This window comes from Kineosporia corallincola, assembly GCF_018499875.1.
Lineage (GTDB): Bacteria > Actinomycetota > Actinomycetes > Actinomycetales > Kineosporiaceae > Kineosporia > Kineosporia corallincola.
The window spans coordinates 458371-473041 of the sequence record NZ_JAHBAY010000006.1; the positions used below are offsets into that span (position 1 = coordinate 458371).

Here is a 14671-nt window from a genome sequence, read left to right on the forward strand (position 1 = left end):
GGCCGATGATTTGACGATTGAGCAGCTCAACCTCGCGCTGCTCGCCGGTCCTGCCGTCTTGCTCGTCGCCGTGGCGGCGGTCCGGCTTTCCGTGGGAACCGGTTTTCCTTCACTACTTCTTTACCTGGCGCTGGGCCTGATCATCGGCGAAGGCGGCTTCGGTCTCGAGTTCGAGGACGCCGAGCTGACCTCCGTGCTCGGCTACGCGGCACTGGTCCTGATCCTGGCCGAAGGTGGACTGACCACCCGCTGGGCCACGATCAAACCCTCCGTCGCCCCTGCCGCCCTCCTGGCCACCGCGGGCACCTGCGTCTCGGTGGCCGTGGCGGGCACCGGTGCGCACTACGTGCTCAGCCTGGAGTGGCCGCTGGCGTTGCTGCTCGGCGCGGCGATCTCGTCCACCGATGCAGCGGCGGTGTTCTCGGTGCTGCGCCGGGTGCCCCTCCCGCCCCGGCTGGTGGGCATGCTGGAGGCCGAGTCCGGCTTCAACGACGCACCGGTCGTGATCATCGTGATCGCGCTCACCGAGGTGGCGCACGGCGGCGAGTCGCACGGCATCGGCCACCTGCTGTACGAGGCGGTCTTCGAGCTCGTGGTCGGCACCGGCATGGGCCTGGGCATCGGTTTCCTCGGGGCCATGGCCCTGCGCCGGGTCGCCCTGCCGTCTTCCGGCCTGTACCCGATCGCGGTGTTCGGCTTCGCGATCGGCTCGTACGGCGCCGCCGCCACCATCCATGCCTCCGGTTTCATCGCCGTCTACCTCTGCTCGCTGGTGCTCGGGAACTCCCGCCTCCCCCACGGCGTGGCCGTGCGAGGCTTCGCCGAAGGGCTCGGCTGGATCGCCCAGATCGGCTTGTTCGTGCTGCTCGGCCTCCTGGCGTCGCCGGAAAGACTGCCCGCACAGGTCGGTCCGGCCTTCCTCATCGGCCTCGTGCTCCTGCTCGTCGCCCGCCCGCTCTCGGTGCTGGTCGCGGTCTCCTGGTTCAAGGTGCCCCTGCGTGAGCAGGCCTTCCTGTCCTGGGCCGGCCTGCGCGGCGCGGTCCCGGTCGTGCTGGCCACCGTGCCCGTGGCCCAGGGCGTGGAGAACTCCCGCCAGCTCTTCGACATCGTGTTCTGCCTGGTGCTGATCTTCACCCTGGTCCAGGCCCCCACCCTTCCCTGGGTGGCGAAGCGCCTCGGCCTGTCCGACGACTCGCCCACCGTCGGCCTGGAGGTGGAGTCCGTGCCCCTCGGCGCTCAGGGCGCGGACGTGCTGGAGGCCCACGTCGGACCGGACTCCCGCCTGCACGGCGTGGAGATCTTCGAGCTCCGCCTCCCCCCCGGAGCCAACGTCACGCTCGTTCTGCGTGACGGCGAGGCGATCGTGCCGGATCAGCGCACCGCCCTACGTCACGGTGACGACCTCATCGTCGTCACCCCGGCCGCCGTCCGGTCCGCCACCGAGGACCGCCTCAAGGCCGTCAGCATGGGCGGCAAACTGTCCGGCTGGCGTGGCAAGGACTCCTCTCGGCCGGGCTCGGGCTCTGGCCTGGGTTCGGGCTCTGGTTCGGGCTCTGGTTCGGGCTCTGGTTCTGGTTCTGGGCTGGGTTCTGGCTCCGGGGCTGGCTCGAGCTCTGGGACGGGTTCCGGGTCTCGTGCCGGCTCCGGACCGGGTGCTCGCCCCGGAGGCGGGCTGGGCGCAGGGACACGCTTCGAGTCCGGTGCTGGGGCTCGTTCTGGCTCGGGCGCTGGTTCCGGCTCGGGCTCCGGCTCCAACTCGGGCTCGGGCTCGGGCTCCGGCTCCGGCTCCGGCTCCGCAACTCGTTCCGGGTCCGCTTCAGGAACCCGGTCGGACTCGGGCGCTGGCATCGGCTCTGGCTCTGGCTCTGGCTCTGGCTCGGAGCCTCAGGCCGGCGCCAACGCCTCCGGCCGACCGGACTTCCCACCGGACGCCCCCGGAGTCAGCCAACCCGGGGGCGCGCGAGGACTCGCACGTCGTCTCCGACCTGGCGCACGTCGAGCAGTTCAAGACGCCACACGTCGGCGATCGTCGTGATCCCGGCATCGATCAGCGCGTTCGGCCCGGCGCCGAGCAGCGCCGGGGCCAGGTAGGCGACCACCCGGTCGACAAGGCCCGCCTCGACCATCGCCCCCGCCAACCGGGGCCCACCCTCCAGCAGCACATGCCGTCGTTCCCTGGCGAACAGCTGCCGCATCAGGGCAGCGAGATCCAGCGCGGGATGTTCCGCCGCCGTCACCCCCACCTCGGCAGCGGTGGCGATCCAGGTGGGAGCGTCGCCACCCCGGATGCGCGCGTCCGCAGGCGTTCGCTCATGGGTGTCGGCCACCACTCGAAGAGGCTGTCGCGTGAGCGGGATTCCCTCGGCATCCCGCACGGTGAGCAGTGGATCGTCGGCCAGCACCGTTCCCACCCCCACCAGCATCGTGTCGACCTGCGCCCGCAATCGGTGCACATCGCCTCTGGCCTGAACGCTGGTGATCCACTGACTGGTGCCGTCCTGCGCCGCTACCCGGCCGTCCAGGGTGGCAGCGAACTTCCAGGTCACGAAGGGCCTCTGCCGCCGTACCGCGGTCAGCCACACCTCGTTGCCCTCCCCCGGCTCGAGCCCCTGCTCGGCCTCGACACCGAGCACTCCGACCTCGACATCGACCCCGGCGCGCCTCAGTCGTTCGGCCCCACCGGCCGCGGCATCGGACGGATCCGGGACGGCGATCACCACTCTTCGCACGCCAGCCTCGATCAGCGCCTCCGAGCAGGGACCGGTCCGGCCTATGTGGTTGCAGGGCTCCAGCGTGACGACCGCTGTGGTCCCCCGCGCCCGATCACCCGCTACCCGCAGAGCGGCCACCTCGGCATGCGGACCGCCCGCCTGCTCGTGCCACCCTTCGGCGACAACACCGCCGTCCGGATCGAGCAGCACGCACCCGACCACGGGGTTGGGCAGGACCGTCGCCAGCCCTCGGGCAGCCAGCCCGATCGCTCGCCGCATCGCCCGGATCTCGGCGTCGCTAGCCATTCGCAGTCCTGTCTCCTCGGTATCAGCTTTCCCCCGTCGTTCCCCGTTCGAATCTGGCCCCCTGTTCAGCCGTTTCGCAGGCCGGCGGTGGAGGGAATGACCGGCTCCTCCGGCCTGTTCCACAGCCGCCAGAGTGATTCTCGCCTGGTCATCCGTCGGAGCGACACCCGCGGGTGCATTATGCTGTTGGCACTCAACGGCAGAGAGTGCCAGCCCGGCTATCAGGAGGACGACGTGCCCACGTACGTCTATGCGTGCACCGAGTGCGATCACGGCTTCGAGGCGCAGCAGGCGTTCAGCGACGACGCTCTGACCGTTTGCCCGCAGTGCGGCGGCAAGCTCCGCAAGGTGTTCAACTCGGTTGGCATCGTGTTCAAGGGCTCCGGCTTCTACCGCAACGACTCGCGCGGCTCGACCAGCAGCACCTCGTCGGCATCCACCTCGGACTCGTCCTCCAGCAGCTCCTCGTCTTCCGAGACGAAGTCGTCGAGCTCCTCCAGCGACTCGAAGTCCAGCTCGTCCGGCAGCACCTCGTCGACCTCGAGTTCCACCTCCAGCGGTAGCGCCGCCTGACCTGCCCCACCCCCACCCCATGACCCAGCGGGTCATGGGGTGCCCGGCGTTTGCCCCTGCCCAAAACGCGACTCCATCGCAGACCAGATCGACACCGACCCCACCACACCGCCGGGCCGAAGAAGAGATCGCCCCATCCTCATGCCACGCGAATCCAGTCACCCGAACCACCCCCGTCAACCCGTCGCCGGTCACAGCCACACCCCATAGACACCGACGGGCCCGCCGCAGGTTGTGTTCCTCCTCGGGAAATTTTCCGTAACCGCCACGCAGCAGCACCGTTTGGCATTTTCTGGGAAGTCACCTAGAGTTGCTTTATTCGAACATATGTTCGAACGCGTCGCCTGGGTGAGCTCGGGCGACGCAGGGGTCAGTGCACGGGGGTGCGGTGCCTTGAGAACGGTCTTGCTGTCGGCCTGGCCCGAGGTCGACCTTCACACTGCGTCGGCAGGCGAACTGCTCTCCGCCGTACAAGACATGCCCGCTGATCAAGCGTCCGAAAACCGCTGCCTCGGAGTGGTAGTCGCGTCCGAGAAGCTCATTCGGCAACTCAACGCGCTCCAGGCCCGGCACCTCAATCAGGCGGCGAGGCTCGCGGCCCAGGCACAATCCGTACCAGCCGACGCGACCTGCGACCCGATTGACGGCATCGCCTCAGTCGCGTCGGAACTCTCGCTGGCCCTTGGCTGGGCCCGCAAGACCGCAACCGACCGCGTGGGCAACTCGGTGCTGTTGTCCCAGGAGCTGCCCGACATCCTCGCGCTGGTCGAAGAAGGAGAGCTGGACTTTCAGGCCGCCGTGTCGGTACACACTCAGATGCGCAACTGCCTGGAACCCGGAACAGCGCTGTGGAGGCGGGTACAGGCCGCGCTGGTGAAGCTATTGCCAGGCAAATCCGTGCAGCGCGCGATCGCCGCCACGCAACGTGAGTTGCAGAAGGTTGACCCACAGGCAGCCCAGAAGCGCCATGAGGAATCCGTGAAAAGCCGCTACGTGCGGGCTTTCCCTCTGACCGACGGGATGGGCGGCCTGGACATCCGGCTGCGGGCCGACGCGGTGGCGCTCATTGATGCCCAACTCGACGCCCTGGCCGACGGCTGCCGCGACGCAGCTCGCCGTGCCGGAACACCTGACCGGCGTACTCATCAGCAACGTCGCACCGACGCGCTCGTCGGAGTGTTCCGCGCCATCCACGACCAGACTCCCCTCCCGCTGCTGCGACATTCCGCAGGAGATACCGGATCACACGACAAGGACACCTTCGGAGGGCGCTTCACCTCTCCTTCGCACTTCTCTCCAAAGCCTTCTTCCTCTGCGTCCCATCCTCGCTCCACAAGAACAGATCCCGTGCGAAAAGGCGTGCTGGGGTGGTGGCTACCACCCAAGCCGCCCACACAGCAGGGCCGTAGACCTCACCTCGTCGTGACCATCTCGGCGCAGACTCTGCTCGGCCTCGACAATCTTCCCGGCGAACTGCAAAGTTTCGGATCCGTCCCGGCAGACCTGGCTCGCGAGATCGCCCGACAGGCAGGGCGGATCACGGTTATACCGCTCCGCCGATCGACGGCGGCCGGCAAGATGATGAGCCAGGTCTCCCGCCCTGCGGTTCATGGCCCAGGCGATCAGGCCAACTGCACCGAATCCTCGCTGCGGTACAAGCCACGCCAGAGTGTAATCGACAAGGTGGTGGCCCGGTTCCAGCACTGCTCGCACCCGGGATGCAGCCAGAAAGCCACGCGCTGCGACATCGATCATGCGATTCCCTTTGCCAAGGGCGGGTTTTCCTGCCCTTGCAATTTGGTTCCCCTGTGCCGGTTCCACCATCGCCTCAAGACACACGGTGGCTGGCGGCTCCGCCTCACCGGACCAGGCGAGCCCCACCCTGAAGGTACGATCGAATGGCGCAGCCGCTTGGGCCAGCGACACTTTGAACCTCCACCGCCGCTTCCCGGTGCTTCTGACGATTCATCCCCCGACGATGACGCTGATCCCTTCGCACGAGAGCAGCTTCGGCATGCGGGTTGGGAGTCCGAGCTCCGGAGGATCACGTCCAGGCGTTTGCCCGTCGTCGAACCGCCCCCTCCCCTGGGCGACCCACCGTTCTGACCGGGCATGCCGCTCTCCACAGCCCGCACAACCGGCCACTTATCCACATGGCTTATTCATCAGCCCTTTTCGCCTCATCGGCGATCTACGGTGGTGGACATGTCAGCGATCGAGAAGGACGTGATCCCCTTGCACGCGACCTGGATTTCTTGTGGACGACGCCAGCACCGGCCACCCACAGCGCAGCGGCCCAACCCCGGCGCCGCACCCGGGCTGGGCGTCTGCCGATGAGCGTCGGATGGGTTCCGGAGCGATCAAAGATCCCTGCCCCCGACGAGACTCCCGCCGGAGCTCGGAGCAGCACTTTTCCTTCCCGAGGCAGAGGAAGGCGGAGGGCGACAGCCGTTCCTGACTCCTTCCTCGGGGCCGAAACCGATATGGCTGACCAGGCAAGCGGTCCCGGGCAGCGCAGTAGCCATGATTTCTCCGACGTCTACGTTGCCCTCGCTGATCCTGATTACCCCGGCGGTGCAGCGCAGGCCAGCCACAATGCAGGCCGCAGCGTCTACGAAGACCGCACCGTCCGGCCGGACCGCACTGTCCAGCCGGACCGCACCATCCAGCCAGGCCACACCGTGCACGCGAACCGAACCGCCCCAGCCGATCCCCCTCTCCCAGCTGACCTCAGCACACGCGCGTTCCCCCTGCCCGACTCGACGAGCCTGTTTCCGAAAGCCGCCGACCCAGCGTCCGCGCACCGGGCGCCGGGAGCCGAGTTCTCGTCATCCGTCAGCCCCGGCCCAAGACCCAGTCCCGCCCCCGGCCCGCGCCCCGGCCCACTGGGAATGCCAGCCGTACCCCGCCCCTCAGACAGCCGGCGCCAGACGTCGGCTCTGCTGCACCGGTGGGAACGGTCAAAGACTTTCAAGCGGTACCGAGCCCTGCGCCATCCACCGAGACTGGGGACGGGGAGGGTCCGCACCGGACGGCTTCTGCTGGCCCGTTACCGCCGAGGCCTGGCCGTCGTGCTGTTGCTGGCGATGGTGTGGGTCACGGTGCGGGCCGCGAGTCCGTCGGCGGTGGAGACGACGCCCGTGATCGTCGCCGCGCGGGATCTGGCGGCGGGGCATCGGATCGCCCCCGGCGATGTGCAGGCGACGGCATGGCCGGCGGCCATCGTGCCTCCCGCTGCGATGACGGTCGCGACCGACGCCGTCGTCGGTGGCAGCCTGGCCGGGCCCCTGCATCGGGGAGAACTCCTGACTGATGCGCGAGTGCTCGGGCCCGGGCTGTTACGGGGGCTGCCGACGGGCACCGTGGCCGTGCCGGTCAGAGTGAGCGATCCGGCAGGGGCCTCGCTGGTCCGGGGCGGGGATCACGTCGACGTTCTCGTCAGCACCGCCAACAGCTGGTCGGCGAAGGACGGGGACGTGGGGTCGGGTTCCGGTGCCACGTCGTCGGAGCGGGCGGTGCGAAACGCTCTGGTGCTCAGCGTGTCCGGCGTTGCCACCGGGTCAGGGGCAGCGGGGTCAGGCGCAGCTGGGACCGGGGCGGCGGCGGGTTCCGGGATCGCCGGCATGGCGGGGGGCTGGGGTGGGAGCGGGACGAACACGGACGACGACGAGTCCGTGCAGGCGTTGAGCGGGGTGCTGGTGCTCGCCGTTCACAGTTCGGAGGCGGATCGGCTGGCGGCAGCGACAGTCGGGGCCAGCGTGTCGGTGGCGGTACTCCCGTGACGAGGACACAACTGAAGGAGGCAGCGACACCGACGAAGCTGCCCCGGCGACGTCCGCCGGAGGGCGACAGGACCAGGGGCGCATTAGCCTCGCCTCTGATCCCCCCATCCCCCGGAGGCAGAGCACACCATGATCAAGGGCTTCAAAGACTTCATCATGCGAGGAAACGTCGTCGAGCTGGCCATCGCGGTGGTCATCGGTGCGGCGTTCACAACCGTGGTGACGTCGGTCACCGACGGAGTGATCAAACCGCTCATCGCCGCGATCGGATCCCCCGAGGCCGGCGGCATGAACTTCGAGATCAGGCCCTCGGTCGCGGACAAGGCGACCCTGGTCGATCTCAACGGGCTGGTGACCTCGCTCCTGAACTTCCTGATCGTCGCGGCCGTCGTCTACTTCCTGATCGTCGCGCCGATGAACGCGCTGATGGAACGTCGTCGTCGGGGCGAGGAGCCGGAGCCGGCCACGCCGTCCGAAGACATTCTGCTGTTGCAGGAGATCCGCGATCTGCTGCGCGACCGTCCTCTGGAGCAGGGTCCGCAACGCTGATCCGGAGCCACTGCGGTGCTGGCTTGCCGGCCTCTGGTCCGGCCGGCCAGGTGGGCTCGGTGGCGCTGGCGGGCGATCGCTGCGCCATCATCACCGAGCTCGCATCGCGGGGCACGCCGGTGCCGGCGGCACCAAGGCCGGTGCCACCCGAACCAGCACCGCCAAACCCGGCACCACCAGACCCAGCACCGCCAAACCCGGCACCACCAGACCCGGCACCACCGCGAACCCGGCACCACTAAACCCGGCACCACCAGACCCGGCACGCCCGGCCCCCGACTCGGCAGGTCCTGTAGCACCGGACCTGGCACGATCGGCACATGGCGATCGACTCACGGCACATCAGCGTCCGGATCAAGCGCCCGGCGGAACCGGTCTACACGTTCGTCGCAGACCCCACGCACCTGCCCGACTGGGCGCCGGGGTTGTGCGACCGGGTCGAGCAGGTGGACGGCGAGTGGGTCGCGTCCTCACCGATGGGGCGGGCCGTGCTGAAGTTCGCGCCGCACAACGAGTTCGGCGTGGTCGATCATCATGTCACGGTGCCCGGCGGGGAGACCTTCTACAACCCGATGCGGGTGCTGGCGGACGGCCCGGAGTGCGAGGTCGTATTCACCCTGCGACGGCTCGAAGGCGTCACGGACGACGCCTTCGAGCGCGATGCCGAGGCGGTCAGCGCCGACCTCGCCCGGCTGAAGAGCCTGATGGAGAGCTGACTTCACTTCTTCGCGGTCACGCTGAAGAAGCTCATGGCTTCCTTGTCCTCGTTGGTCAGCCGCAGCTTGCGCTTGTCGGCCTTCAGGTAACCCCACTTGCCCTCGATCGAGAACTTGTCGCCGCTGTGGGCGAAATCGAAGCGCTGGTTGGCCTTCTTCTTGTCGCAGACCACGATGTCGAGCGCGCCGCTCTTCTTCTGCTGGAGGCAGTAGGCGTCGATCTCTTCGCTGTCGTTCATGCTCATGATCGTGTACATCGGGTTCGTCTTCGAGCCGACCCGGGTGAGCACCATCCAGGTGCCGTCCGCGGAAAGGCCGTTCGACTTCGTGGCCTTCTTGCGCGACAGGTCGACCGAGCCGTTGCCGCGCACGGTCACGATGCGGTTCTCGCCCTTGCGCTTGGACGCCTTGATCAGCACCGGCTCGCCGGTGATCGGTTCGGCCTGCGAGGTGGCGGCGGAAAAGTCCTTGGTGACAGGAGCTTCGGCGGCCTGGGCAGCACCCGCCGTCGTGGCCCAGAGACCGGCGGCGACGACCGGCACACCGGCGATCGCGGCGACGGCCCGGGTGCGGCGGGAGAATCGTGCTGCGGTCATTGCTTCCTCCTGAAGTCAGCGGCCCGGCCGGCCCCCTGCCGGACGGTGCTTCTGCCCGCGCATCTCGCGGGCACGTCAGGTTGGATGCGGGTGCTGTTCAGAAAGTTCGGAATTGGCTGTGAAAATTTCAGTCCCAGTGCGGAGGGCGCTCGCGGAGGATGTCGTCGTCGCGACCGGACGACCGTTCGTCGCCCCAACCCTCGTCACGGTCGTCGTCAGAGCGATCGGGGAAGGCAGGTTCGTCGTCTTCAGGTCCCACGGCACCAGAGAATACCTGCCGCGACAGGTCGATGATGGACGGCGGAACATCCTCGGAAAGCGCCTCGGGCAAGTCCAGCTCGTCCTGCGCCACCACGACATCCGGCAGCACGATGTTCTGCCCGGCGACGTCCGGAAGCACGACGTCGGGTCCCGTGGCGGCGGCCCCCGTCACGTCCGGGCCCGCCACGTCCGGGCCCGCCACGTGCAACCCCGCAACGCCCAGCCTCGCAGCGCCCGGTCCCGCAACGTCCGGCAGCACGCCATCAGCAGACGAGCCCTCAGCCCGCACGGCATCAGGCACTGACTCCTCCGGCGCAGAAACGTCCGGCAGCACCACATCCGCCCCCGCCCCCAAGCCCGGAACCGAGCCCTCCCGAACGGCATACGCCTCAGGCGGCAGCGGGCTCGTCATCGCCGCCTCCCACACCTCGCGCACCCGGGCGACCTCGCGGTCCGGGTCGGTGAAGAGGTCCATGGCGGAGATCCGGCAGTACGCCCAGCCCGCACGTTCCCAGCGCCCGGGCCGGTGGCGTTCGCGTTCGCGGGTGTTGCGGGAGGCGAAGGCGGGGCCGTCCAGGTCGACGGCCACCAGCATCCGGCCCGGCACCCGGGGGTCGGCCACCGCGATGTCGAGGGGCCAGGCACCGTCCCAGACCCGCATGCGCACCGGCAGCCCGACGGCGGCGAGCCGGTCCCGCAGGTCGGTGACCAGCGCGTCCGAGGTTTTGGGCATCCGGCCCGCGCTCCCGGTGCCCCGGCCCCCGGCGGCCAGCAGCACGTCGCGCAGCAGCCGGGCCCCCGCCGTCCTCAAACGGTCGACCAGCATGTCGTCGGCGGTGAAACAGCAGACCACGGTGGTGCGGTGCCGAGACCTGCTGACCGCGGTGGTGAGCGCGGCTGCCCCCTTGTCACCGTCGAGCACGCCGAACCGGTGCAGCACCCGGCCGTGCGGAGTGCGGGCCAGGCCGATCGAGACGATGGCCGCGTCCCGCTCGATACCGAGGAGACGCTGCACCGGGCGGATCGTGAACGGCTCGGCCAGGCCGGCCCGGCGCTGCTGGCTCAGCCACTGGGCGAGCACCGTGCGCTCAGGCAGGCTGATCCGCAGCGACTCCTCGATCCGCTCGGCGTGCCGCTCGCTCAGGGTGATCACGATCAGCGACTGCTCGGGATGACGCAGGGCGTGCCGTTCCACCAGGTCGATCACCCGGGCCACCTCGCCGTCCGCGCTGACCGGCAGTTCCTCGCCGGGCGGCGGGATGGCGATGCCGTCGGCCACGGCCTCCAGGAACAACGGAGCGTGCACGCCGATGCCGGGGGTCTGCTGCCAGCCCTCCGGGTAGCGAGGGGCGAGCGGCAGCAGCATGCGGCCGTCCACGGTGCGGTGGTCGCGGTCGAGGCGGCAGACCCGGGCGAACGGGGCGAGCGACTCGACCACCGACTTGCTGCCGTCGGGCGGGGCCAGTCGCCGCCGGTCCCCGGCCACGATCACCTGAGCACCACGAGCCAGGGCGGCGACCACCTCGGGCAGGCCGATGTGCCCGGCGTCGTCCACCACCACGGTGTCGACGACCGGGGTGACGTCCGGATCGGCGGGCGCCAGGCAGGCGGCGACGGTGTCGGGGCTCATCACCCAGACCGGGGTCAGCGCGGAGAGCACGTCACCGCAGCGGCGCACCAGATCGGACAGCCGGGGCCGCGAGTCGTCGCGGGTCAGCCAGGTGCGCAGCACCTTCATCTGCTCCGGCTGGGCGGCGACCGCCTTGGCGGCCCGGGTGGTGACGGCGGTGCGCACCAGCGCCGAACCGGTGCGGATCCGGTCGGTCTCGGCGGCACGCAACTGTGTGGCGGCGGTGCGCAGGGCCAGCGGGTCGTGACCGGCGAGCCGGGGGTCGGAACGCACGATGCTGTCCCGCACCGACGACCACCAGGACAGGTCGAACTCACCGTCGACGGCGTCCGGCCCGATCCGGCGGGTGCGCAGGTCGTCGACGAGCTCGGCCAGACCGGCGTCACGCAGGGACTGGAGCAGCCGGGCCCGGCGGGGCTGACCGAGGATGCCCTGGGTGTCGGCGGCCAGGTCGGCGATCCGCTGCTCCAGGTCGTCGAGCGGCATCGAGCGCAGGTCCGGTGTGGGCGTGCCGGCGAAGGTCTCGGCCAGCACGGCGATCGCGCCCGTCACCGAGCTCACCGTGGCCGAGGCCTCGGTGAGTCCCACCACGACCCGGGGGGTGGACGGCGTGAGCGCGTACTCGTGCCAGCGGTTCAGCAGGTCCTGCGCCGTGCCCAGCAGGCGGTACAGGTCGGGCACCGAGACGCCAGGACGCACCAGGCCCTGGGCCTGACGGCGCAGACGGCGACGTTCCACCCGGCCCGGGCCACTTCCGTCGGTGGGCCGTTCGGTGCGCGGTGCCACGGCCAGGGCAAGCCGCGCGAGCGGGGCCTCGAACAGCTGCGGCAGCATCGAGTCGACCACCTCGCGCACGCCGAGCAGCAGGTTGAGCAGCGGCAGCCACTCCTCCGCGGTGGTGGCCGGGCGCAGGCCCGCCGCGGCGGTCACGCCGTCCATCGCGATCCGGGTGCGGCGCAGCCCGGCCCGCAGCACCAGCGCGGCCTCCAGCGCCTTGTGGGCCTGGGCGTTCGTCGTGACCTGGGCGTCGTACCAACGGGTGTCGGTCCGGGTCAGGGTGAACGCCCCGGCCGCGGCGGCCGCGTGCAGATGGGCCCGCACCCGCTCCCGGGTGATCCCGTCCAGGCTGTTCAGCACCTCGTCGCCGAGCCGGACCCCACCGGCACCAGCACCAGAGACAGCAGCGCCAGAGTCAGCGGTGAGATCGGCCAGCGCCACCATCGCGTCGTAGGCGCTGACGCCCCAGGGCCGGCGCACCTCGTGCAGAGCGGTGACGTCGTCGTCGAGCAGCGCCCGGGCCCGGCGCACGGTCTGCGCCGAGTCGTCGTCCAGGGCGGCCTTGCCGACCGGCGGCAACTGCCCGCGTGGCAGGTCACCGGTGGCGGCGCTCAGGGCAGCGGTGAGCGTCGCGGTCAGCGGCGCGGTGCGGGTGGCGGGCCGGCCTCCGGGCGAGTCCCGCAGGTCGAGCACCAGCTCGCCGATGCCGGCCTGGTGCAGCCGGCTGAGCAGGGTCTCGGTGCTGGCCCGGCGCGGGCTGAGGATCAGCACCCGGCGCCCGGACGCCACCAGCCCGGCGATCGCGGCGGCCAGCGTGTGGGTGGCGCCGGAGCCGGGCGGGCCCTCGATCACCAGGTGCTCACCGCGCAGCGCGGCGGTCACCGCCTCGGTCTGGGCCGGGTCACAGTCGAGCACCAGCAGTTCGTCCGCCGGGTCGGCCTCCTTCGGCGGGCTGACCGGCCGGGCGCCACGGGGACCGAGCCGCCCGACCACGGCCAGGCGGCGCGAGTCGCGCGGTTCCGGCTCGGGCCTGCGGCCGCCGGGCGCGCCCGGCCCCGGCTGCTGAGCGCCCGGTTTCTGATGAGGAATCAGGGACGACGAGGAGTCCGCGCCCTCGCCCCCGCCCTCGGTGCCCGGCAGCCGGATCACGGCCGGGGTGGTGGCCTCGGCCACGGAGCGCAGCAGTTCGTTGGCGGCGATGGCGGGCAACGCGGCGTCCAGGTCGGCCAGCACCGCGCCGGAGCCGGCCGCGAAGGTGGCCAGCACCAGGCTGCGCTCGATCGCGAAACCGCGCAGCGCGCCGCAGTGTTCCTCCAGCCAGGAGTACACCGGGCGGGGGTCGAAGCCCTTGTCACCGTTGGCGAGCGCGGCCAGCTCGGCGCCGTCCGCCTCGATGCCGTGTTCCTCGACCAGGATCCGGATCAGCTCGGGATTGATCAGGACGGCGTCGTCGAGGTCGAGGTCGAAGTCGCTCTCGCCGCCGCGCGGGCGGATCGAGCAGGCGCGCAGCACGACCGGGGCGTGCACCAGGTCGCCGGGGGTGCCCGGGGCGTCCGGGTCGTCGGGCCGCCAGGTGGCCACACCGATGGACAGGCAGCAGGCCTGCACGCCGCGCTGGGCCGACAGCACGATGGCCGAGCGGCGGATCATCCGGACCTGGTTCCAGGCCACGTCGTGGGCCTCGGGCTCACGGAACAGGCTGGAGAGCCGGGTGGGGCGGCCGGCGAAGAGCTGGGCCAGGCCGGAGGGGTGCGCGTGGGTGAGTTCCAGCCAGGAGGCGCGGGCCTGCGGGCCGGTGGTGACCAGGGTGTCGGGCAGGCCGGACCCGGCGAGAGCGCGGCGCCAGGCGTCGACGGCGGCCCCGAGTTGCGCAGGGCGCTCGACATGGGGCGTCAGGGGCCGCTGCGTCAGCGACCCCCCGGCGGACTGCTCGGGCACCACCCAACGCTAGCCCGCACGACCCTGCGGACCCAGAATGCGCTCCCGGCGCGCCGGGAGCGCCCTGACGACGACACCCGCTCGGAGGACGGCCCGGCCCACCGCACGGACGAGTAACAACCCTGGTCGGAGCCGGGATTCAGCCGTCACGGCGAGATTCCGGCGCGGCTGCGCCGAAATCCACCGTGATCAGCGACACTCCGGACCGGGCGCCGCGTTCAGGCGGCCAGCAGCATCGCCAGCACCGCGGTGTCCGGATCGAGCGCGGGGTCCACCCCGACCTTGCTGACCAGCCGGGTGATCGTGCCGTCCCGTTCGGCCTCCACCCACGACGCCCGGTGGTCGAGGCCGAGGTGCGGGATGCCGGGCAGCAGCACGCAACCCGACGCCGCGTTGGACGCCTCCGGGATCGACGGCCGGTTCTCCGAGGGTGGATGCAGGAGCAGCAGGGCCGGCGGGGTGTGGCCGCCGAACTCGCCGGGGGCCGGGGCACCGTCGCCGAGCACCGGCCCGGCACTGGTGACCAGGCCGACCGCGCCCGGCAGCGGTCCTTCCGGGGTGTCTTCGACCGCCCGGAACACGGTGGTGGTCGGCACCAGTCCCGGCACCGCCGCGAGTCGTACCGCGAGGGTGAGGAACTGCGCCCACTCCCTGGTCGAGGACGGCCATCGGCCGCTGACCACGAAGCCGCTCAGCAGGTCGTCGCCGCCCTGGAAGGGCGCGATCTCCACGTTCAGCGGCTGGTTGACCGGGTTGCTGTTGGAATCCGACATGGCAGCTCCCTCCAACGCAGGGACGCCCGTGGTGCCCTCGGGACGGACCGGTCACCACG

At 70.6% G+C, this 14671-nt stretch carries 10 protein-coding genes; 6 read left to right on the forward strand and 4 right to left on the reverse strand.

The window, feature by feature from the left end; genetic code table 11:
• Window positions 1-10 precede the first annotated feature (10 nt).
• Complete coding sequence (locus tag KIH74_RS17210) at window positions 11-2035, forward strand: potassium/proton antiporter (protein ID WP_214156966.1); 2025 nt, start codon at window positions 11-13, stop codon at window positions 2033-2035.
• On the opposite strand, the gene ribD is transcribed toward KIH74_RS17210, so the two are convergent.
• A complete protein-coding gene (ribD, locus tag KIH74_RS17215; protein WP_214156967.1) occupies window positions 1941-3017 on the reverse strand; it encodes a bifunctional diaminohydroxyphosphoribosylaminopyrimidine deaminase/5-amino-6-(5-phosphoribosylamino)uracil reductase RibD in 1077 nt (358 codons plus the stop codon). The genes KIH74_RS17210 and ribD overlap by 95 nt on opposite strands.
• A gap of 234 nt (window positions 3018-3251) precedes the next feature.
• On the opposite strand from ribD, the gene KIH74_RS39215 reads away from it, so the two are divergent.
• The 5 genes from KIH74_RS39215 (at window position 3252) to KIH74_RS17240 (ending at window position 8637) form a co-directional block, all read left to right on the forward strand.
• On the forward strand, window positions 3252-3590 hold the full coding sequence (locus KIH74_RS39215; protein ID WP_214156968.1) for an FmdB family zinc ribbon protein: 339 nt from the start codon (window positions 3252-3254) through the stop codon (window positions 3588-3590).
• A gap of 327 nt (window positions 3591-3917) precedes the next feature.
• Window positions 3918-5696, forward strand: coding sequence for an HNH endonuclease signature motif containing protein (locus KIH74_RS17225; RefSeq protein WP_214156969.1), 1779 nt, complete (start codon window positions 3918-3920; stop codon window positions 5694-5696).
• A gap of 965 nt (window positions 5697-6661) precedes the next feature.
• Window positions 6662-7372 carry a Flp pilus assembly protein CpaB gene (gene cpaB, locus KIH74_RS17230; protein WP_214156970.1) on the forward strand — a complete coding sequence of 237 codons (711 nt, stop codon included), beginning with the start codon at window positions 6662-6664 and terminating at the stop codon, window positions 7370-7372.
• 129 nt (window positions 7373-7501) lie between these two features.
• On the forward strand, window positions 7502-7921 hold the full coding sequence (gene mscL, locus KIH74_RS17235; RefSeq protein WP_214156971.1) for a large conductance mechanosensitive channel protein MscL: 420 nt from the start codon (window positions 7502-7504) through the stop codon (window positions 7919-7921).
• A 320-nt stretch (window positions 7922-8241) separates the two neighbouring features.
• A complete protein-coding gene (locus KIH74_RS17240) occupies window positions 8242-8637 on the forward strand; it encodes an SRPBCC family protein (RefSeq protein ID WP_214156972.1) in 396 nt (131 codons plus the stop codon).
• Window positions 8638-8639: 2 nt separating this feature from the next.
• Here KIH74_RS17240 and KIH74_RS17245 read toward each other — a convergent pair whose 3' ends face one another.
• The 3 genes from KIH74_RS17245 to KIH74_RS17255 form a co-directional block, all read right to left on the reverse strand.
• Complete coding sequence (locus KIH74_RS17245; RefSeq protein ID WP_214156973.1) at window positions 8640-9233, reverse strand: hypothetical protein; 594 nt, start codon at window positions 9231-9233, stop codon at window positions 8640-8642.
• A gap of 127 nt (window positions 9234-9360) precedes the next feature.
• Window positions 9361-13839: a PDDEXK-like endonuclease domain-containing protein gene (locus KIH74_RS38695; RefSeq protein ID WP_214156974.1), complete on the reverse strand. Its 4479-nt coding sequence runs from the start codon at window positions 13837-13839 to the stop codon at window positions 9361-9363.
• Window positions 13840-14057: 218 nt separating this feature from the next.
• Window positions 14058-14612, reverse strand: a complete 555-nt coding sequence (locus tag KIH74_RS17255; RefSeq protein ID WP_214156975.1) for a peptidase — start codon at window positions 14610-14612, stop codon at window positions 14058-14060.
• Window positions 14613-14671 lie beyond the last annotated feature (59 nt).

Coding starts and splice junctions, on each gene's coding strand:
- ribD (WP_214156967.1), bottom strand. CDS start 3,017: ATGGCTAGCGACGCCGAGATCCGGGCGATGCGGCGAGCGATCGGGCTG.
- KIH74_RS17225 (WP_214156969.1), top strand. CDS start 3,918: ATGTTCGAACGCGTCGCCTGGGTGAGCTCGGGCGACGCAGGGGTCAGT.
- mscL (WP_214156971.1), top strand. CDS start 7,502: ATGATCAAGGGCTTCAAAGACTTCATCATGCGAGGAAACGTCGTCGAG.
- KIH74_RS17240 (WP_214156972.1), top strand. CDS start 8,242: ATGGCGATCGACTCACGGCACATCAGCGTCCGGATCAAGCGCCCGGCG.
- KIH74_RS17245 (WP_214156973.1), bottom strand. CDS start 9,233: ATGACCGCAGCACGATTCTCCCGCCGCACCCGGGCCGTCGCCGCGATC.
- KIH74_RS17255 (WP_214156975.1), bottom strand. CDS start 14,612: ATGTCGGATTCCAACAGCAACCCGGTCAACCAGCCGCTGAACGTGGAG.